The sequence below is a fragment of the Sphingomonas sp. Leaf10 genome (assembly GCF_001421245.1).
Taxonomy (GTDB): Bacteria; Pseudomonadota; Alphaproteobacteria; order Sphingomonadales; family Sphingomonadaceae; genus Sphingomonas.
The window spans coordinates 157,035-174,573 of the sequence record NZ_LMKE01000033.1 but is presented as its reverse complement, the minus strand read 5'-3'; the positions used below and the strand labels follow the sequence as shown (position 1 = coordinate 174,573).

Here is a 17,539-nt window from a genome sequence, read left to right as displayed (position 1 = left end):
CTTTGCCGGTTACCGGTGCTTACGCGGCCAGCTTGCGCAGCACATATTGCAGGATGCCGCCGTTCAGGAAATATTCCAGTTCGTTGACGGTATCGATGCGGCACTTGGTCAGGAACGTCTCGGTCGAGCCGTCGGCGCGGGTCAAGATGACTTCGACGTCCTGACGCGGGCGCAGGTTGGCCACGCCCTGGATCGTGAAGCTTTCGTCGCCGGTCAGGCCGAGCGTCTGGCGGGTCACGCCTTCGGCGAACTGGAGCGGCAGCACGCCCATGCCGACGAGGTTCGAGCGGTGGATGCGTTCGAAGCTCTCCGTGATGACCGCGCGGACGCCCAGCAGGTTTGTACCCTTCGCCGCCCAGTCGCGCGACGAGCCGGTGCCATATTCCTTGCCGGCGATGACGACCAGCGGGGTGCCGTCGGCCTTGTGGCGCATGGCGGCGTCGTAGATCGGCATGACTTCGCCGTCATAGCGGCTCATGCCGCCTTCGACGCCGGGGACCATTTCGTTCTTGATGCGGATGTTGGCGAAGGTGCCACGCATCATCACATCGTGGTTGCCGCGGCGGGCGCCGTAGCTGTTGAAGTCCCGGCGGCTAACCTGATGTTCTTGCAGGAAAGTTCCGGCCGGGCTGTCCGCCTTGATGCTGCCGGCGGGCGAAATGTGGTCGGTGGTGATCGAGTCGCCGAGGATCGCCAGCGGCTTCGCCTCGATAATGTCCGCAGTCGGGTTCGGCGTCATCGTAAGCCCTTCGAAATAGGGCGGATTGGCGATGTAGGTGCTCGACGTCGGCCAGTTGTAGGTATCCGACCCCTCGACCGAGATGCCGGCCCAATGCTTGTCGCCGGCATAGACGTTGCCATAGCGCGAACGGAACATGCCGTCGTCGATGTTGGCGGCCATGAGGTCGGCGACCTCCTCGTTCGACGGCCAGATGTCCTTGAGATACACGTCCTGCCCGTCCGAGCCCTGCCCGATCGGGGTCGACACCATATCCTCGGTCACGGTGCCCTTCAGCGCATAGGCAACGACGAGCGGCGGCGAGGCGAGGAAGTTGGCGCGGACGTCGGCCGACACGCGGCCTTCGAAGTTGCGGTTGCCCGACAGGACCGAGGCGGCGACGATGTCGTTGCCGTTGATCGCCGCCGAAATCGGTGCCGCCAGCGGACCCGAATTGCCGATGCAGGTGGTGCAGCCATAGCCGACGAGGTTGAAGCCGACCGCGTCGAGATCCTGCGTCAGACCCGCCTTGTCGAGATAGTCGGTGACGACCTGCGAACCGGGCGCCAGCGAGGTCTTGACCCACGGCTTGGGCTTGAGGCCCAGCTTGTTCGCCTTGCGCGCGACGAGGCCGGCGGCGACCAGCACCGACGGGTTCGACGTGTTGGTGCAGCTGGTGATCGCGGCGATGACGACGTCGCCGTCGCCGATGTCGTGATTCTCACCCTCGACCGCGACGCGCTTCGGCGCGTCCTTCTTGTAGACCTTGGTCAGGTCGCCGTTGAATACGTCGTCGACGTTCGGCAGTTCGACGCGGTCCTGCGGACGCTTCGGCCCGGCGAGCGACGGCACGACGGTCGACATGTCGAGTTCGAGCGTGTCGGTGAAGATCGGGTCGACGGCATTCTCGTCGCGCCAGAAGCCATTGGCCTTGGCATAGGCTTCGGTCAGCGCGATCACCTCGGCCGGACGCGCGGTCAGGCGCATATAGTCGATCGTCTTGTCGTCGATCGGGAAGAAGCCGCAGGTCGCGCCATATTCGGGCGCCATGTTGGCGATCGTCGCGCGATCGGCGAGCGTCATCGACGACAGGCCCGGACCATAGAATTCGACGAAGCGGCCGACCACGCCCTTGGCGCGCAGCATCTGCGTGACGGTGAGCACGAGGTCGGTGGCGGTGATGCCTTCCTGCAGCTTGCCGGTCAGCTTGAAGCCGACGACTTCGGGAATCAGCATCGACACCGGCTGACCCAGCATCGCCGCTTCCGCCTCGATACCGCCCACGCCCCAGCCGAGCACGCCCAGACCGTTGACCATCGTCGTGTGGCTGTCGGTACCGACGAGCGTGTCGGGATAGGCGATCGTGCCGCTGCCATCGGTCGATTCCGACGACCATACCGCCTGCGCGACGTACTCCAGGTTCACCTGGTGGCAGATGCCGGTGCCCGGCGGCACGACCGAGAAATTGTCGAGCGCCTTCGAACCCCATTTCAGGAATTCATAGCGTTCGATGTTACGCTGATATTCCAGCTCGACATTCTCTTCGGCCGCGGTCGGCGTACCGAATTCGTCGACCATCACCGAGTGGTCGATGACGAGGTGGACGGGCACCTGCGGATTGATCTTGCCCGCGTCGCCGCCGAGCTTGGTGATCGCATCGCGCATTGCCGCCAGATCGACGACGCAGGGAACGCCGGTGAAGTCCTGCATCAGTACGCGCGCCGGGCGATACTGGATTTCGCGATCCGAACGGGCGTCCTTCTGCCAGTCGACGATCGCCTGCGCATCCTCGGGCGTGACGGTCGTGCCGTCCTCGAAGCGCAGCATGTTTTCGAGCAGCACCTTCATCGAGAAGGGCAGCCGCGACACGTCGCCGAGCTTTGCCGACGCCTTTGCCAGCGAATAATAAGAATAGGTCTTGCCGCCGACATCGAGCGTGTCGCGGGTGCCGAGCGTGTCCTGGCCGATAGCGGTCATGCGGATCCTTCCCAGTTGGTCGCGGGCGGGATCGATCGGCCGGGGGCCGTCGACGTGCATGCCGCCGCGGGAGGTTATCGAGCTGTACCGGTGGCCCTTAGCAACCGTATAAAGCCGGGGGAAGTGGGTGAATCCGCCATTGGGTTGGACGATCCCCGACTTTTAGTCCATCATAAATGCTTTCGCTTTGCAATAGCGATAATATCGGTTTTTGTCGGGGTAGAGCGGGGTTCGTGACCGGTTATCGTTGATCGCCGACTTACTTAGGCGTGCACCGGCCCCCCTCCCTTACAAGGGAGGGGTTGGGGTGGGTCGGCCGGTTGGCAGGCGTGACGTTCCCTCTCGAGCCTACCCCCCCCTCCCTTGTCAGGGAGGGGAGTTGAGCCGCGCGATCGGCGGGGCGCGCCTTCTCGGGCTGGCCATCAGAGGCGGGAGCCGGGGGTGATGATCGACATAGACTTCCCCCTTTCCTACAGCATTAATGTTCCCGTAACGTTCTCGCTCATCACGGAGGGCGGGCGATGGCGACATATCGGGTGCGGCATGACGGGTGGACGCCGCAGCGGCAGCGGGCGTTCTTGCGGGCGTTGAGCGAGACGGGGTCGGTTCGGGATGCGTGCGTGCGGGCGCAGATTTCGACGACCTCCGCCTATCGGATGCGCGACCGGTCGATGGCGTTCGATCGGGCGTGGCGGCGGGCGATGGCCAAGGTCGCGCCGACGATCGAACAGGCGGCGTATGAACGTGCCGTGCTGGGGTGGGAGGAGCCGGTGTGGCATGGCGGCAAGATCGTCGGGCATCGTCGGCGGTACTCGGATGGGCTGTTGCGGTTGCTGCTCACGCGCGGGGTCGGAGATGCGCGGCGCGACGGCGAGGAAGCGATCGTCGCGAACATGGCGACGCAGGCCGAGACCGATGCGATGTTGATCGCCAGGATCGACGGAATGAAGCGTCGGATCGAGGCGGAGAAGGCGCAGCAAGCCTTGCCTGCGCCTACTCCTGCCGTCACCAACCGCGCGGAACAGCAGGGGAATGGCGATGCAGGTGACGCGGATCGGGGGACGGCGGGTGCTGTTCGTCATGGCGACGGACCACGAATATGGACCTTGTCTGGCTGAACGCTTCGTGCCGCTCATCACCGGGGTCGGACCGGTCGAGGCGGCGATCGGGACGACGCAGGGATTGGCGGGGATGGCGGAGCTGCCCGATCTGGTAGTGTCGATCGGGTCGGCGGGGTCGCGGAGACTGCCATTGGGGTCGATCTGGCAGGTCGCCAGCGTGTCGTGGCGCGACATGGATGCGACGCGCATCGGCGTGCCCAAGGGGGTGACGCCGTTTTCGGACCACCCCGCCGAGATGGCGCTGACGATGCCGCTCGACTGGCCGGTCGCGCGGCTGTCGACCGGGGCGGATATCGTCGGGGGCAGCGACTATGACGGAATCGATGCGGATATGGTCGATATGGAGACGTTCGCGGTGCTGCGCGCGTGCCAGCGCTTCGGGGTGCCGGTGATGGGGCTGCGCGGCGTGTCGGACGGGCCGGGTGAGCTGGAGGCGCTGGGCGGGTTGACGGCGATGCTGGGAGTGCTGGACGAGCGGCTGGCGGTGGCGGTGGACCGGCTGGGGTAAACGGCGATCAGTCGCGGCGGTTGCAACGTTGCAGCCAGCCCACCAGCAAGCGCATGGCGAAGAAGACCAGCAGCGCGATTACGGTGCTGGGCGCTAGGACCCATGGGAGAATGCCGGTGCGGCAGTTGTCGACCGGCCGGCAGGTACCCAGCGTGTCGGCAACGAAAAAGAGTAAGAAGATCGGTATGCCGACGACCAATCCGGCGCCACAGCCCCAGCGGGTGGGAGATGAAAAGCCTTCGCGGGGTTCCCTGGCCATGATGGCAGGCTGGCTGATCGGCCATGCGCTGGCAAGGTGTTGTAATGGTTGAAGGAAGAAGAAGATTGGGTTCACGCGAAGGCGCGGAGACGCGGAGGGGTTGCGTTTTGGGGCGCCTCACCCGCGCCAGCGGGCTTCATCTTCGCTGGTAGCGGACGATTTCGTCTCCCGGTCGCAAGCGCTCTCCCGCTACGTGACTCCTCCGCGCCTTCGCGCCTTCGCGTGAACCTGCTTTCCCCTACGCCTTGTCGAGAAAAACCACGCCAGGGACGGCTAGCCGCGCCGGCGTCGGGCGGACCGGGCCGTCGACGGTCACGTCGAACACCGTCACGTCACCGCTGCGTTCGTTGGCGACGAGCAACTGGCCGCTATCCTCGATCAGCAGGAAGAAGCGGGGCCAGTTGCCGCCGCAGTCGATATGCTGGGCGAGCGTCGCGGTGCCGTCCTCGGCCAGATCGAACACGGCGATGCTGTTATGGCCGCGGTTCGAGGCGTAGAGGCGGCGGCCGGCGCTGTCGATCGCGATATGCGCGGCCTGCGACTGCCCCGTCCAACCGGGCGGGAGCAGCGAGGTGGTGGCGCGGGTGGTGAAGCTGCCATCGGCCTGCGCGTCGAGCGTGACCAGCGTGTTGGCGAGTTCGGTGACGACATAGCCGAGCGGCAAGGTCGGGTGGTAGGCCATGTGGCGGGGACCGGCGCCGGCGGGAGCGCGCCATGCGACGACCGGCTCGCCGATCTCTCCGCTGTCGAGCGGATAGGCGAAGATCGTGTCGGCGCCGAGATCGACCGAGTGGCAGAAGCGATCGTTCGGAGTGAAGCCGACCCAGTGCGCGTGCGGAGCGCTTTGCCGGTCCTTGTTCGGGCCGGTGCCTTTGTGACGGCGGACGATCGGCGGCTGCGGCAGGCCGGCGGCGAGCGGATACATCGCGACGGTGCCTGACGAATAATTGGCGACGGCGAGCAGATTGCCGCGGCGGTTGAGCGCGACATGGCAGGGATCGTCACCGCCGCTCGGCAGGTCGGCGAGGATCTTGCCCTGATGATCGGTGGCAAGCAGCCGCCCGGCGGCCGATTCGCGGACCAGATAGCGCATCGGCCCGCGGCTGACGCCGAACGAAATGTCCTTCAGCGCGGGGTCGGCGGCACCGACGCTCCAGCCGCGACCGCGCGCAGGCAGCTTGTAAAGCCCCTGCCCGCCCAGCCGGGCATAGGTGCCGGCGATGAGGTCCAGCCGCCCCCCTTGCGCGCGAGCGGGGACGGCGGCGAGCGTGGCGGTGGCGGCCATGCCGGCCAGGAGCGTGCGTCGGGTGGTCATCCCGACGCTATGCCCGTGGCCGTCCGCCCGCGCAATCAGGCGGCGGCGAACACGCCGCACGCGATGCGCCCGCCCGAATTGCCCGACGGATCGGTCTTATAGTCGTCGGCATTGGCGTGGATGACGAACGCCGCGCCATCGGCATCGAGCAGGCCGTCCATCGTGCCCGAGGGCAGTTCGACCGTCAGCGATCCGGTGCCATCGGCGCCAATGGTCAGATTAGGTGCGTCGCCGGCATGGGGGCCGGCGGGGTTGCTGGTGCCGTGCTGCTTCGACGTGGGATTCCAATGGCCGCCGGCGGTGGTGAAGTCGGGCGCGTCGCAGCGACCGATGGTGTGGACGTGCGCGCCATGGACACCGGCGGGCATGCCGCGCGCGTCGATGCGGACCTGGATGCCGCCCGCGGTTTCGGTGGCGGTGACGGTGCCGACATCGGCGCCGGTCGCAGTGCGCAGCGGCGCGGTGGCGCTGCGGCCGGCGGCGGTGCCCGATCCGCTGGTCGTGGTGGTGCAGCCGGCCAGCGCGGTGGCGGCAATGGCGGTCAGGATGGTGGCACGCAGCATGGTCGCAGTCCCCTTTGATATGGGGGCGGAATGATCGGGGGCGGCCTGCGGTTCCTCTATTGCGTCATCGGTCCGGCGAGGAGCAGCGGATCGATGCGCGCGTCGTGCCACTTCATGCCCCAATGGAGGTGTGGGCCGGTGGCGCGGCCGGTCGCACCGATCGCGCCGACTTGCTGGCCCTGCGCGACATGGTCGCCGACCTTCACGTCGATGCGTGAGAGGTGCAGGAAGGCGCTGTTCAACCCCATGCCGTGATCGATCATCAGCAGATTGCCCTCGAGGGTGAAAGGAGCTGGGGCGGCGAGGATGACGACGCCATCGGCGGGGGCGGCGACAGGGGTGCCGGTCGGGCGGGCGACGTCGACGCCCGAATGGTACGCGCCGGGTTCGCCGGCATAGATGCGCTGCGACCCGAACAGGCCGGAGATGCGGCCGGTGACCGGCCAGACGAAGCGTTGCCGCCAGCCCTGAGCGTCGCTCGCCGTGTCGCGGGCGGCGGTGATCTGCGCCAGTTCGGGGGCGCGGCGGCGCTGGAATTCGGCGGAGGGTTGCGACACGCGCGGCAGGGTCGGCAGCCGCTCGATCCGCCATGCGCGGGGCGCGATGGCGAGGGTGCGGACCAGCGAGCTACCGTCGGCCAGGGTCGCGATCAGCGTGGCGGCGGGGCCGGCGTCGCGATCGAAGGCGATCAGGAACGCGCCGTCGGGGACGACGGTCACCGGCTGTCCGTTTAGCGTCAGCGTCGTGCCGGGCGGCACCTGTCCGGTCATCGCCGCGCCCTGCCCCGGCGTGCCGTTCAGCGCGATGGCGGGCTGGACCGCCAGCAGCAGCGCGGCGGCGATCGCGATCACTGCGGGGCCATCGCCTTCGTCGAGGCCTCGGCGTCGAGATACGGCTCCTGCCGCGCCGCGCTCCAATAGCGCAGTTCGTCGAGCGGGATGCGCGCGCCGGTGACCGCGCAGGTCACGAAGTCGCCATCGACCAGCACCCGGAAATTGTTGGTCAGATATTGCAGCTTGGCGGGGCGGGCTTCGGGTTTCAGCATAAGGTTCCGGTTCTACAGCAAAGTGGGTTGCTCACGGGAGACATAGGCGCGGCCGGAGGTGCGCTCAACCTTCGCCTCCAGCACGCCGTCGCCGAAATGGAGTTGCAGCGCGCCCGCCGCGCGGGCCTCGGCGGCCGACGTCACCGTCTTGCCGCTGGTGCGGGCGGTGACGCGGACATAGCCTTTCTGCAGCAGATTGTCGGGATCGACCTGCGCCAGCATCCGCGCCGTCCCCTCGAACTGCGCGCGCGCCTGCGCCAGCCGCTGGGTGAGCATGGCGGGGCGGAGCGCGTGGCCGTGGCGGTCGAGATTGCGGCGCGCGGTCGCGACGCGGCGTTCGAGTGCCAGCGACAGGCGGGCGGCGGCATCGTCGAGCCGCTGGCGCTGCGGACCCAGCAACGCGTCGCGGCGCGGCATGACGCGGACGAGCGCCGCCAGCTGCTCGCTGCCGCGCTGGTGATAGCGGCGGACGATCCGCTGGGTGCGCAGCGACAGGGTGGCGATATTATGCGCCAGTTCGGCGCGGACCGGCACCGCGATCTCGGCCGCGGCGGTCGGGGTCGGCGCGCGCAGGTCGGCGGCGTGATCGCAGAGCGTCGTGTCGGTTTCATGCCCCACGGCGGAGATGACCGGGATCGGCGAAGCGGCGACGGCGCGGACAACGATTTCTTCGTTGAACGACCACAGATCCTCGATCGACCCGCCGCCACGCGCGACGATCAGCAGGTCGGGGCGGCGGACCGGTCCGTCCTCGGGCAACGCACCGAAGCCCTGTACCGCCCGCGCGATCTCCGCCGCCGATCCTTCGCCCTGGACCTTCACCGGCCAGACGATGACATGGGTCGGGCAGCGATCCTCCAGCCGGTGGAGGATGTCGCGGATCACCGCGCCGGTCGGCGAGGTAACGATGCCGATCGTTTTCGGCAGGAACGGCAGGCGGCGTTTCTTTGCCGGGTCGAACAGTCCCTCGCCCGCCAGCTTGGCCTTCAGCTTCTCCAACAGCGCCATCAGCGCGCCCTCGCCGGCCAGTTCCATCCGGTCGATCACGATCTGATAGCGCGAACGGCCGGGATAGGTGGTCAGCTTGCCGCTGGCGATCACCTCGACCCCGTCCTGCGGCGTGAACGGCAGGCTGCCCGCTGAACCGCGCCACATCACCCCGTCGATCAGCGCCGAATCATCCTTCAGACACAGATAGACATGTCCTGACGATGCACGCTTGTAGCCCGAAATCTCGCCGCGCAGGCGGACGCGGCCGAATTCGCCCTCGACCATCCGCTTGAGGCGACCGGCCAGTTCGGACACGCTTTCGGGCGCGGCGTTGTCGCCGGGCTGTTGCTCGGCTACGAGCCGGCTCGACTGAAAACCGGGGAAGCGATCGTCCATGAATGTCCTGTTGATCGGATCGGGTGGGCGCGAACATGCGCTGGCGTGGAAGCTGGCGCGTTCGCCGCTCCTAGGTACGCTTTATGCCGCACCGGGCAACCCCGGCATCGCGCAAGTGTCGACGCTGGTGCCGATCGACGTCGCCGATCACGTCGCGGTGGTGCGGTTCTGCGTCGAACGGGCGGTGAAGCTGGTGGTGGTCGGGCCGGAAGCGCCGCTGGTGGCGGGCCTTGCCGACGACCTGCGCACGGCGGGTATCGCGACCTTCGGCCCGTCGGCCGCCGCCGCGCAGCTCGAAGGGTCGAAGGGATACACCAAGGATCTATGCCGCGAGGCCGATATCCCGACCGCCGGCTATGTCCGTGTCACCGATCTCGACACGGCGATTTCGGCGCTCTCGCCCTTCTCGCTGCCGGTGGTCATCAAGGCCGATGGGCTGGCAGCGGGCAAGGGCGTGACGATCGCCATGGACCGGACCGAAGCGGAGGACGCGCTGGCCGCGATCTTCGAGAAGCCCGGTGGCGAGGCGGTGATCGAGGAGTTCCTGGCCGGCGAGGAAGCCAGCCTATTCGTGCTGACCGATGGCGTGTCGCTGATGCCGTTCGGATCGGCACAGGATCACAAGCGCGTCGGTGACGGTGATACTGGTCCGAACACCGGCGGCATGGGCGCCTATTCGCCCGCACCGGTGCTGACGGCGGCCTTGGAGAAACTGGCGATCGATACGATCGTGCGACCGACGGTGGAGGCGATGGCGGCGCGCGGCACGCCCTATTCGGGAGTGCTCTATGCCGGGCTGATGCTGACGACACGCGGTCCGAAGCTGATCGAATATAATGCGCGGTTCGGCGATCCCGAATGTCAGGTGCTGATGGCGCGGCTCGACAGCGACCTGCTGCCGCTGTTGCTGGCGGTGGCCGAGGGGCGGCTGGCCGAGGCGGAAACGCCGGTATTCTCGAACGATAGCGCGCTGACGGTGGTGATGGCGGCATCGGGCTATCCGGGGACGCCCGAGACGGGCAAGCCGATCGGCGGGATCGATGCGGCGGAAGCCACGGGCACGACCGTATTTCATGCGGGAACCCGTATGGGCGATGCAGGCGTTGTCACCGCCGGAGGCCGGGTGCTGGCCGTCACCGCGCGCGGGGCGACCGTCACCACCGCGCAGGCGGCGGCGTATCGCGGTGTCGATGCGCTCGACTTTCCGGGTTTCTGCCGCCGCGACATCGGCTGGCGCGAAGTGGCACGCGAGAACGAGCAGGAATAGACCATGCAGGATAGCGGTACGACCCCGTTGCAATCGGCGGGCTTTCTGGGAACGCTGACCACGGTGCATTTCGTCATCATCGCGATATTGGCAGTGCTGGCGATCATCGGCATCCTTTATGGCATGAAGCTGTCGCGCGAGCGGCGGGCGGCGACGCGCGAACTGGAGGAAGCGGGCCATCTGAGGCGGACCGGCGATGTGCCGGTGGCCGATCCCGATGCGCCGGGCGAACCGGTCGCCACGCCCGCGCCGGGGCGGGTCGAGCAGCCGGCACCGGTGGTGCAGGAACCGGTCCTGCCCGTCTCGCTGGAGCCGGTCACGACGCCGCTGGAACAACCGATCGACGCGCCGCTGCCGCCGATGGCCGCGCCCGAACCGCCGATTGCGGCACCGGAACCGCCGATCGTCTCGTCCGAGCCGGCGCGTGCGCCTTTCGTCGAATCGGCGGCACCGGTGGTACCTGCCACGCCGGCCGGTACCGACCTGACGCGGTTGAAGGGACTGGGGCCGAAGGTAGCGGCGATGCTGGTCGAACAGGGCATTCCCGACGTCGCGACACTGGCACTGTTGCCGCCGGACGAGGCGGAAGCGGTGGCGGCACGGCTCGGGGTATTTGCGCCGCGCATGGCGAAGGACCGTTGGGTCGAACAGGCGCGCTACCTGGCGGCGGGGGATGTTGCCGGGTTCGAGGCGGTTTTCGGGAAGTTGTAAGGGGGGCGCTTAGGGCTTCACCCTCACCCTTCCTACCCGGCTGCGCCGGGCGGACCCCTTCCCTCTCCCGATGGGAGAGGGAGGGAGCGGCAGCGCCGCGGAAGGGTGAGGGTGACGTCTCGTCAGCGCGTCCGGTTTGCCGGCATTCCCCGAAGCGCCGGACGACGCTGCACGCGCTGCTGCACAGCCAGCACGACGAACAACACCGCCGGCCAGAACACCGAATAGGTGAAGTCTTCCGTCGTATCGCTCCACCGCCATGATCCGAAGTTCAGTCGGTTCAGCACCTCGTTCCCCGCCGCCACGATGACGACGACGATGAACGGCACCGGATGCGACAGCGGATAGCGCGTGACCAGCCGGGCGAGGATCAGCACCGCCATGCCGGCATGGATATGCAACACCGGGTCCGACGCATCGGTGTTGTTGCGGATCCACTGTACCAGCGACGCATATTCCGACGAAATCTGCATGGGACGAAACTATCATCCCTACATATTGCAGCGCAACATCGACGCTGCGTTGCAGCAGCGCGGAACGGTCTATTCGACCTGTTGCACCAACAGCTTGTCGATCTTCCGCTCGTCCATGTCGACGATCTCGAAGCGCCAGCCCTGCTCGGTGAAATGCTCGCCTTCGGTCGGCAGGTGCTTGAGGATGGCGAGTGCTAGGCCGGCGACAGTGGCGTAGTCGCGGTCCTCGGGCAGGTCGATGCCGATGCGTTCGGCCAGCTGGTCGGCCGGGGTCTGGCCGGAGACCAGCAGCGATCCGTCGTCGCGGCGGACGATATGCGGATGATCGCCCTCCTCCGCATCCGATGCAAAGTCACCGGCGATGGCGCGCAGCAGATCGGCGGGAGTGACGATCCCTTCGAAATGGCCATATTCGTCATGGACCAGGCCCATCGGCACGGCGGCACGGCGGATCGCCTGCAACGCGTCCATCGCATCGACCTGGTCGGGGAGCACCGGCGCTTCATGGAGCAGCGTGCGCAGGTCGAGCGGTTCGCCCCGGCACAGTGCGGCGACGATATCGCGCGCCTGCACGACGCCGATCACCGCATCGACCGATCCTTCGGCGATCGGCAAGCGGGTATGCGGCGTCGCCGCCATCGCCGCGCGGATGCCGGCTTCGTCGAGCGACACATCGAGCCATTCGACGTCGGTGCGCGGGGTCATGACCTCGCGCACCGGCCGGTCGGCAAGGCGGACGACGCCCGAGATGATCGAGCGTTCATGCTCCTCGATCACGCCCGACTTGCTGGCTTCGGCGACCAGCAGGTGCAGTTCCTCCGCCGTCACCCGGTTTTCGGATTCACGGTTCATGCGCAGCAGCTTGAAGATCAGCGCGGAGGTCGTGTCGAGTGCCCACACGAACGGTGCAGTGATCCGCGACAGCCACAGCATCGGCACCGCGACCAGCACCGCGATCGGCTCGGGACTGCGCAGCGCGAACTGCTTGGGCACCAGTTCGCCGATCACGAGGCTGGCAAAGGTGGTCACGGCGATGACAACGCCGAACCCGACATTGGCCGCCAACGATTCGGGCAACCCCAGCAGGACCATCCGTTCGCCGACCGGGCCGCCGAGGCTGGCCCCGGAGTACGCGCCCGACAGGATGCCGATCAGGGTGATGCCGATCTGGACGGTCGACAGGAACTTGCCGGGATCGTCGGCCAGCCGCATCGCGGTTTGCGCGCCCCTGCCCCCCGCTTTCGCCAAGCCTTCCAATCGGGCCCTGCGCGCAGACACGATGGCGAGTTCGGACATGGCGAACACGCCGTTCAACGCCACCAGCGCGAGGATGATGACGACGTCGAACCAGGGGAAGGGAGAAAGAGGTTCCATCGAACTGACCCACCCATGCCGCAATGCCGCGCGCGGTACAACCTGCGAGTCGCCCTTCCGACACGATTTGGCGAACGCTCCGGTCAGCATCCGTTCAAAACGGCTGCGGAACAACGGACCGCCTGCCCGGTTTTTCCGGGCGACGACGATATCGAATACCATGGAGGATTTAATGGCGGCTCGTTCGAAAATCTGGGTGGCGGGTGCGCTGTCGGCAGCGATGCTGACCTCGGCCTGCGTCACCGACCCCGAGACCGGCCAGCGCAGCATCTCGCGCGCGGCGATCGGCGGCATCGGCGGCGCGGTCGGCGGCTATCTGCTGGGTGATCTGGTCGGTGGCCGGCGTGACCGGACCGAAAAGATTCTGGGTGCGGGCATCGGCGGTTTGGCCGGGGCCGGGATCGGCGCGTATATGGACAAGCAGGAGCGTGACCTGCGCGCCCGCACCGCCGGCACCGATGTCGAAGTGACGCGGCGTGGCGACGATCTGGTGCTCAACATGCCCTCGGGCATCACTTTCGCGACCGACAGCGCCAATGTGCAGCCGCAGTTCCGGCCGACGCTGGATCAGGTCGCCGACGTGCTGAAGGAATATAACCAGACCTATATCGACGTGTACGGCCATACCGATTCGACCGGGTCGGACGCGTACAACCAGACGCTGTCGGAACGCCGCGCCAGCGCGGTCGCCAATTATCTGAGCAGTCAGGGCGTGCAGTCGGCCCGTATCGGCACGCGCGGCTTCGGCGAGACGCAGCCGATCGCGTCGAACGATACCGAGGAAGGGCGCACCGAAAATCGCCGCGTCGAGATCAAGATCGTGCCGATCGCGCAGAACGATTTGCGCTGAACTTATTCGCGGCGCTGCCCGAAGAAATCGCGGAGCAGCGCCGCGGCCTCGACCTCACCGATCCCCGAATAAATGTCGGGGCGGTGATGGCAGGTCGACTGGCCGAAGAAGCGCGGACCGTGCGCGACTGCCCCGCCCTTCGGATCATCGGCACCATAATAGAGTCGGGCGATGCGCGCATGGGCGATGGCCCCGGCGCACATCGCGCAGGGTTCGAGCGTTACCCAGAGATCGCAATCTTCCAGGCGATCGCGGCCTAGCGCCTGTGCGGCGGCGCGAATGGCGAGGATTTCGGCATGGGCGGTCGGGTCGTGCAACGTCCGCGGTGCGTTGGCGGCGGTCGCGATCACCCTGCCCCGTTGCAGCACAACGGCGCCGACCGGGACTTCGCCGGCCTGCGCAGCGGCAAGAGCGGCGGCAAGGGCCGCCCGCATGGGGGATGCGTCGAACATCGCGCACCCCCCTTGCCAGCCAGGGCCGGCGGCGGCCAGCGGCTTATTGCGCGGTGGCGGGGCGTTCGACCTTGATCGCAGGCACCTCGACGGTGCGGTTGACGGTGCCGACATCGACCTTGCCGACTTCGACGTCGAATTTGGGCGCCTGCCCGCCTTCCACCTTCACCTGCGGCAGGGCGGCGGTCCGGGTCTGGTCGATGCCGATGAAACCGAACGCCATCAGGGCGGCGACGATCAGCGCCGCGACGCCCAGCAGAACCAATATTGCGCGCATTCCGCCACTCCCTTGCGACTTGTCCGTATCCGAATCGATGGCCTAACAACGCGGTGGTGGCGGTGAGGGTTGCACGGTCGCGGGACGGTTGACGTCCGCGCCGTTCGACGCTATCCGCGCCGTCTTTCCGGGGCATGTGTCCCGACACAGAATCAGGATCAACGATCATGTCGCGCATCTGCGAGCTGACCGGCAAGGGCCGGCAGGTGGGTCACAACGTTTCCCACGCCAACAACAAGACCAAGCGCACCTTCCTGCCCAACCTGCAGAATGTGACGCTGATGTCGGAAGCGCTGGAGCGGTCGATTCGCCTGCGCGTGTCGACGCACGGCCTGCGCTCGGTCGAGCATGTCGGCGGCCTCGACAACTGGCTGCTCAAGACCCGCGACGACGACCTGTCGCTGCGCGCCCGTCGCCTGAAGCGCGACGTTGCGAAGGTTGCCAAGAAGGTCGCCACCGCCGCCGCATAAGCGGTTCGGGTGACACGAGATATGCCCCCGGCGTCCCAGCGGCGCCGGGGGTTTTGTCGTGGGCAGGTGGCGCCGGCAGTTCGCACCTGTCCTGACATTGCAGCTATGGTGCAGCTATGGTTCCCCGCCTTCGCGAGACCTCGGCGTAAGTCCGCGCGCAGCCGAAAACTACGCGTACCCCGGCGGAGGCCGGGGTCCTGTCGGGAAGGCTGTTCCGTATCTTACTGGCGTCCCCAACTGGGCACCGGCCTTCGCTGGGGTACAGGAAATAGACTTTGCAGAGGTGTCGCCCTCGCGGGAATGACGGGCCGGTTGCCAACATGGCCTATTATCGGGGCGTAGGCCGGGATCCATGGAGGCAGAACGTTTCGATGGGATCGAAGCCGGTCGCGTCCATGGATTCCGGCTTTCGCCGGAATGACGATGGGGGTTAGCGCCCGTTCTTGCGCTTCGACTTCCGCCTGCCCTTCGGCTGCCACGACTCGGGTAGCGGGCCGACCGCGAATTTCAGCAGCAGCGAGCGTTGCAGCATCGATTGATTGTCGTCGGTCGCCAGCCACAGGATCAGGCGGCCGTTCTCACGGGTCAGGGCCATCGCCTCAAAATTGTCGTGCAACGTCGGCGGGGCGAGGCGGGCGAGCGTGCGGCCGCGCAGGAACTGGCCGGGACGGACGCCGCGCGTGTCGAGCAGTTCGATGCCGGTCGTGAAGAAATCCTTCAGTCGGGTGCGGCGGGTCAGCACCAGCAGCCGGCCGTCCGGCAGTTGCACCGCGTCGGTGTTCACGAAACTGGCGGGCGGTGCGTAGCGAAAACCGTAGCGCGGCGTCCGGGGATCGGTCGGGTCGCCGAGGAAGCGGATCGCGCTATAGCCGGGTTTCCCCTTGCTGCCATGGCTCTCGCTCAGCACGACGACGCTGCCATCGCGCAGCTGCGCCATCGCCTCCGCACCGCTGTTGGCCGACCAGTCGGCCATCAGGCGCGGAGCGGCGTGGGACAAGGGGTGCCACAGGTCGGCGGTGAAGCGCCAGATCTGGTTATGGCGTTCATAGCCGACCAGCACCGATCCGTCGGGGCGGACGGCGAGCGATTCGGTGTCGCGGTCACGCTTTTCCCAGCCGGTACCGGGACCGGCAATTTCGCGCACCGCGACGTCATGCGGCCGCCAGTCGGCACCCATGGTGAACTGAACCAGCGAGCCGCCGTCGGACAACAGGCTGAACCGGTCGCCCTCGACATTCATCGACGAGAAGCCACCAAAGGCCGGGTCGTTACCGCGCAGCACGACGCCGCCGAGATAGGTGAACGGCCCGAGATCGCGCCGCGTCGGGTTTTCGGGATCGAGCGCGACCCGCTCGGCGGTGATCGTCGGCACCTTCGCATATAGCGGCAACCGTTCGCTGCCGCTCCAGCCGGGGACGAGCAGCAGCACCGCCAATATCACGAACAGGACCCGCATCGCCCCGGCTGTAGCGTCCCACGTCCCAAGCGCCAGTGGCGTTTGTCCGCGCACACGCTACAGCCGCGACGAAATGCGCGTGGAGACTATTATGCCTGCCGATGTCGTCGACCTGAGCTGCCGCCTGATCGCCTGTGACAGCGTGACCCCGGCGACCGGCAGCGTGTTCGACGTGCTGGAAGCGGAACTGACCGCGATCGGCTTCGCGGTCGACCGGTTCACGGTCGGCGAAGCCCCCGATGGGCCAGTCGAGAATCTGCTGGCGGTGCGTGGGGACAGCGGGCGGCATTTCGCCTTTGCCGGCCATGTCGATGTCGTGCCCGCCGGCGCCGGATGGCAAGGCGATCCGTTCGGCGGCACGATCCGCGACGGATTGGTGTTCGGGCGCGGCGCGGTCGACATGAAGGGCGCGGTCGCGGCATTCGTCGCGGCGGCGGCGCGGGTGCCGGTCGCGGCCGGCACGATCAGCCTGATCATCACCGGCGACGAAGAAGGGCCGGCGGTCTATGGCACGCGCGCGTTGATCGACCGGATGGCGGCGCGCGGGATCAGGCCCGATTTGTGCCTGGTCGGCGAGCCGACGTCGCAGCACAAGCTGGGCGACATGATCAAGATCGGGCGGCGGGGGTCGGTCAATATCTGGATCGACGTGCCCGGGCGGCAGGGGCATGTCGCCTATCCGCATCTGGCCGACAATCCGATCACCCCGCTGATCGCGGCGCTGCACGAGATCGAGGGCATCGTGCTCGACGGCGGCAATGCGTGGTTCCAGCCATCGAACATCGAGATCACCGACCTGAGCGTCGGCAATCCGGCAACCAACGTCATTCCCGGCCATGCGGCGGCGCGGCTGTCGATCCGCTTCAACGACGAACAACGCGGCGATGCACTGGTCGAGCGGATCACGCACGTCGTGCGGTCGCATGCGCCGGACGCGAAGGTCGTCGGGCGGGTGTCGGGCGAGGCGTTCCTGACGGCACCCGGCGCATTCTCGACGCTGATCGCCGGTGCGATCGGCAAGCATACCGGGTTGGCGCCGGAATTGTCGACGACCGGCGGCACGTCGGACGCACGCTTCCTGTCAGCACTGTGCCCGACGGTCGAGTTCGGGCTGCTCAACGCGACGATGCACAAGGTCGATGAGGCGGTAGCGGTCGACGACCTGCGGCTGCTGGAGGAAATTTACGTCGATATCGTTGGGGCGGCGCTGGCGGGGGAGTGACGCCGACCCTCGTCATTCCCGCGCACGCGGAAATTCCTATACGCCGACGTTAGAACAAGATGACAACAGGTAGAACCGTTCGTGCTGAGTAGGGG

General features: G+C 67.2%; 19 protein-coding genes. 7 read left to right on the top strand and 12 right to left on the bottom strand.

The window, feature by feature from the left end:
* Positions 1-19 precede the first annotated feature (19 nt).
* Positions 20-2,695 (bottom strand): aconitate hydratase AcnA, encoded by a 2,676-nt coding sequence (acnA, locus tag ASE59_RS17485; protein ID WP_056459539.1) that lies wholly within the window; start codon positions 2,693-2,695, stop codon positions 20-22.
* A gap of 521 nt (positions 2,696-3,216) precedes the next feature.
* Between acnA and ASE59_RS17480 the strand changes: the two genes are divergently transcribed.
* Both ASE59_RS17480 and ASE59_RS17475 read left to right on the top strand, forming a co-directional pair.
* Positions 3,217-3,813 (top strand): hypothetical protein, encoded by a 597-nt coding sequence (locus tag ASE59_RS17480; RefSeq protein ID WP_056459360.1) that lies wholly within the window; start codon positions 3,217-3,219, stop codon positions 3,811-3,813.
* The gene (locus ASE59_RS17475; protein ID WP_056459358.1) at positions 3,728-4,324 is read left to right on the top strand and encodes a 5'-methylthioadenosine/S-adenosylhomocysteine nucleosidase; all 597 of its coding nucleotides are present in this window, start codon (positions 3,728-3,730) and stop codon (positions 4,322-4,324) included. Before ASE59_RS17480 ends, ASE59_RS17475 begins: the two co-directional genes overlap by 86 nt.
* 7 nt (positions 4,325-4,331) lie before the next feature.
* Here the strand turns inward: ASE59_RS17475 and ASE59_RS19995 are convergent, their stop codons facing one another.
* The 6 genes from ASE59_RS19995 to xseA all read right to left on the bottom strand — a co-directional run bounded on the left by ASE59_RS19995 (position 4,332) and on the right by xseA (position 8,892).
* The gene (locus tag ASE59_RS19995; RefSeq protein WP_156360163.1) at positions 4,332-4,658 is read right to left on the bottom strand and encodes a hypothetical protein; all 327 of its coding nucleotides are present in this window, start codon (positions 4,656-4,658) and stop codon (positions 4,332-4,334) included.
* A 163-nt stretch (positions 4,659-4,821) separates the two neighbouring features.
* Positions 4,822-5,898 (bottom strand): lactonase family protein, encoded by a 1,077-nt coding sequence (locus ASE59_RS17465; RefSeq protein WP_056459536.1) that lies wholly within the window; start codon positions 5,896-5,898, stop codon positions 4,822-4,824.
* A 35-nt stretch (positions 5,899-5,933) separates the two neighbouring features.
* Positions 5,934-6,461, bottom strand: a complete 528-nt coding sequence (locus ASE59_RS17460) for a superoxide dismutase family protein (RefSeq protein WP_156360162.1) — start codon at positions 6,459-6,461, stop codon at positions 5,934-5,936.
* Between the two features lie 56 nt (positions 6,462-6,517).
* Positions 6,518-7,303, bottom strand: a complete 786-nt coding sequence (locus ASE59_RS17455) for a M23 family metallopeptidase (protein ID WP_056459531.1) — start codon at positions 7,301-7,303, stop codon at positions 6,518-6,520.
* A 5-nt stretch (positions 7,304-7,308) separates the two neighbouring features.
* Positions 7,309-7,506 carry a DUF2093 domain-containing protein gene (locus ASE59_RS17450; protein WP_056459352.1) on the bottom strand — a complete coding sequence of 66 codons (198 nt, stop codon included), beginning with the start codon at positions 7,504-7,506 and terminating at the stop codon, positions 7,309-7,311.
* 12 nt (positions 7,507-7,518) lie between these two features.
* On the bottom strand, positions 7,519-8,892 hold the full coding sequence (gene xseA, locus ASE59_RS17445; protein ID WP_056459349.1) for an exodeoxyribonuclease VII large subunit: 1,374 nt from the start codon (positions 8,890-8,892) through the stop codon (positions 7,519-7,521).
* Between xseA and purD the strand changes: the two genes are divergently transcribed.
* Positions 8,891-10,159 (top strand): phosphoribosylamine--glycine ligase, encoded by a 1,269-nt coding sequence (gene purD, locus ASE59_RS17440; RefSeq protein ID WP_056459346.1) that lies wholly within the window; start codon positions 8,891-8,893, stop codon positions 10,157-10,159. The genes xseA and purD overlap by 2 nt on opposite strands.
* A 3-nt stretch (positions 10,160-10,162) precedes the next feature.
* Positions 10,163-10,870, top strand: coding sequence for a hypothetical protein (locus ASE59_RS17435; RefSeq protein WP_056459343.1), 708 nt, complete (start codon positions 10,163-10,165; stop codon positions 10,868-10,870).
* Positions 10,871-10,992: 122 nt separating this feature from the next.
* On the opposite strand, the gene ASE59_RS17430 is transcribed toward ASE59_RS17435, so the two are convergent.
* Both ASE59_RS17430 and ASE59_RS17425 read right to left on the bottom strand, forming a co-directional pair.
* Positions 10,993-11,343, bottom strand: coding sequence for a hypothetical protein (locus tag ASE59_RS17430; RefSeq protein ID WP_056459340.1), 351 nt, complete (start codon positions 11,341-11,343; stop codon positions 10,993-10,995).
* Between the two features lie 69 nt (positions 11,344-11,412).
* Complete coding sequence (locus ASE59_RS17425) at positions 11,413-12,717, bottom strand: hemolysin family protein (RefSeq protein WP_056459528.1); 1,305 nt, start codon at positions 12,715-12,717, stop codon at positions 11,413-11,415.
* 172 nt (positions 12,718-12,889) lie between these two features.
* On the opposite strand from ASE59_RS17425, the gene ASE59_RS17420 reads away from it, so the two are divergent.
* A complete protein-coding gene (locus ASE59_RS17420; RefSeq protein WP_056459339.1) occupies positions 12,890-13,567 on the top strand; it encodes an OmpA family protein in 678 nt (225 codons plus the stop codon).
* 2 nt (positions 13,568-13,569) lie between these two features.
* Here ASE59_RS17420 and ASE59_RS17415 read toward each other — a convergent pair whose 3' ends face one another.
* Positions 13,570-14,001, bottom strand: coding sequence for a nucleoside deaminase (locus ASE59_RS17415; RefSeq protein ID WP_056459331.1), 432 nt, complete (start codon positions 13,999-14,001; stop codon positions 13,570-13,572).
* Positions 14,002-14,062: 61 nt separating this feature from the next.
* Positions 14,063-14,296 (bottom strand): hypothetical protein, encoded by a 234-nt coding sequence (locus ASE59_RS17410; RefSeq protein WP_056459329.1) that lies wholly within the window; start codon positions 14,294-14,296, stop codon positions 14,063-14,065.
* 167 nt (positions 14,297-14,463) lie between these two features.
* Between ASE59_RS17410 and rpmB the strand changes: the two genes are divergently transcribed.
* Entirely contained in the window at positions 14,464-14,766 is a 303-nt protein-coding gene (gene rpmB / locus ASE59_RS17405) for a 50S ribosomal protein L28 (protein ID WP_056459328.1), read from the top strand.
* A 430-nt stretch (positions 14,767-15,196) separates the two neighbouring features.
* Here rpmB and ASE59_RS17400 read toward each other — a convergent pair whose 3' ends face one another.
* The gene (locus tag ASE59_RS17400) at positions 15,197-16,222 is read right to left on the bottom strand and encodes an esterase-like activity of phytase family protein (RefSeq protein WP_082458553.1); all 1,026 of its coding nucleotides are present in this window, start codon (positions 16,220-16,222) and stop codon (positions 15,197-15,199) included.
* A gap of 91 nt (positions 16,223-16,313) precedes the next feature.
* Between ASE59_RS17400 and dapE the strand changes: the two genes are divergently transcribed.
* Positions 16,314-17,444 (top strand): succinyl-diaminopimelate desuccinylase, encoded by a 1,131-nt coding sequence (gene dapE, locus ASE59_RS17395; protein WP_200913335.1) that lies wholly within the window; start codon positions 16,314-16,316, stop codon positions 17,442-17,444.
* The last annotated feature ends 95 nt before the right edge of the window (positions 17,445-17,539 follow it).

What these genes read in the sequence shown, in the direction of transcription:
- acnA (WP_056459539.1), bottom strand. Translation starts at nt 2,695, where the DNA reads ATGACCGCTATCGGCCAGGACACGCTCGGCACCCGCGACACGCTCGAT.
- ASE59_RS17480 (WP_056459360.1), top strand. Translation starts at nt 3,217, where the DNA reads ATGGCGACATATCGGGTGCGGCATGACGGGTGGACGCCGCAGCGGCAG.
- ASE59_RS17475 (WP_056459358.1), top strand. Translation starts at nt 3,728, where the DNA reads ATGGCGATGCAGGTGACGCGGATCGGGGGACGGCGGGTGCTGTTCGTC.
- ASE59_RS17465 (WP_056459536.1), bottom strand. Translation starts at nt 5,898, where the DNA reads ATGACCACCCGACGCACGCTCCTGGCCGGCATGGCCGCCACCGCCACG.
- ASE59_RS17460 (WP_156360162.1), bottom strand. Translation starts at nt 6,461, where the DNA reads ATGCTGCGTGCCACCATCCTGACCGCCATTGCCGCCACCGCGCTGGCC.
- ASE59_RS17450 (WP_056459352.1), bottom strand. Translation starts at nt 7,506, where the DNA reads ATGCTGAAACCCGAAGCCCGCCCCGCCAAGCTGCAATATCTGACCAAC.
- purD (WP_056459346.1), top strand. Translation starts at nt 8,891, where the DNA reads ATGAATGTCCTGTTGATCGGATCGGGTGGGCGCGAACATGCGCTGGCG.
- xseA (WP_056459349.1), bottom strand. Translation starts at nt 8,892, where the DNA reads ATGGACGATCGCTTCCCCGGTTTTCAGTCGAGCCGGCTCGTAGCCGAG.
- ASE59_RS17435 (WP_056459343.1), top strand. Translation starts at nt 10,163, where the DNA reads ATGCAGGATAGCGGTACGACCCCGTTGCAATCGGCGGGCTTTCTGGGA.
- ASE59_RS17430 (WP_056459340.1), bottom strand. Translation starts at nt 11,343, where the DNA reads ATGCAGATTTCGTCGGAATATGCGTCGCTGGTACAGTGGATCCGCAAC.
- ASE59_RS17425 (WP_056459528.1), bottom strand. Translation starts at nt 12,717, where the DNA reads ATGGAACCTCTTTCTCCCTTCCCCTGGTTCGACGTCGTCATCATCCTC.
- ASE59_RS17420 (WP_056459339.1), top strand. Translation starts at nt 12,890, where the DNA reads ATGGCGGCTCGTTCGAAAATCTGGGTGGCGGGTGCGCTGTCGGCAGCG.
- ASE59_RS17415 (WP_056459331.1), bottom strand. Translation starts at nt 14,001, where the DNA reads ATGCGGGCGGCCCTTGCCGCCGCTCTTGCCGCTGCGCAGGCCGGCGAA.
- ASE59_RS17410 (WP_056459329.1), bottom strand. Translation starts at nt 14,296, where the DNA reads ATGCGCGCAATATTGGTTCTGCTGGGCGTCGCGGCGCTGATCGTCGCC.
- rpmB (WP_056459328.1), top strand. Translation starts at nt 14,464, where the DNA reads ATGTCGCGCATCTGCGAGCTGACCGGCAAGGGCCGGCAGGTGGGTCAC.
- ASE59_RS17400 (WP_082458553.1), bottom strand. Translation starts at nt 16,222, where the DNA reads ATGCGGGTCCTGTTCGTGATATTGGCGGTGCTGCTGCTCGTCCCCGGC.
- dapE (WP_200913335.1), top strand. Translation starts at nt 16,314, where the DNA reads ATGCCTGCCGATGTCGTCGACCTGAGCTGCCGCCTGATCGCCTGTGAC.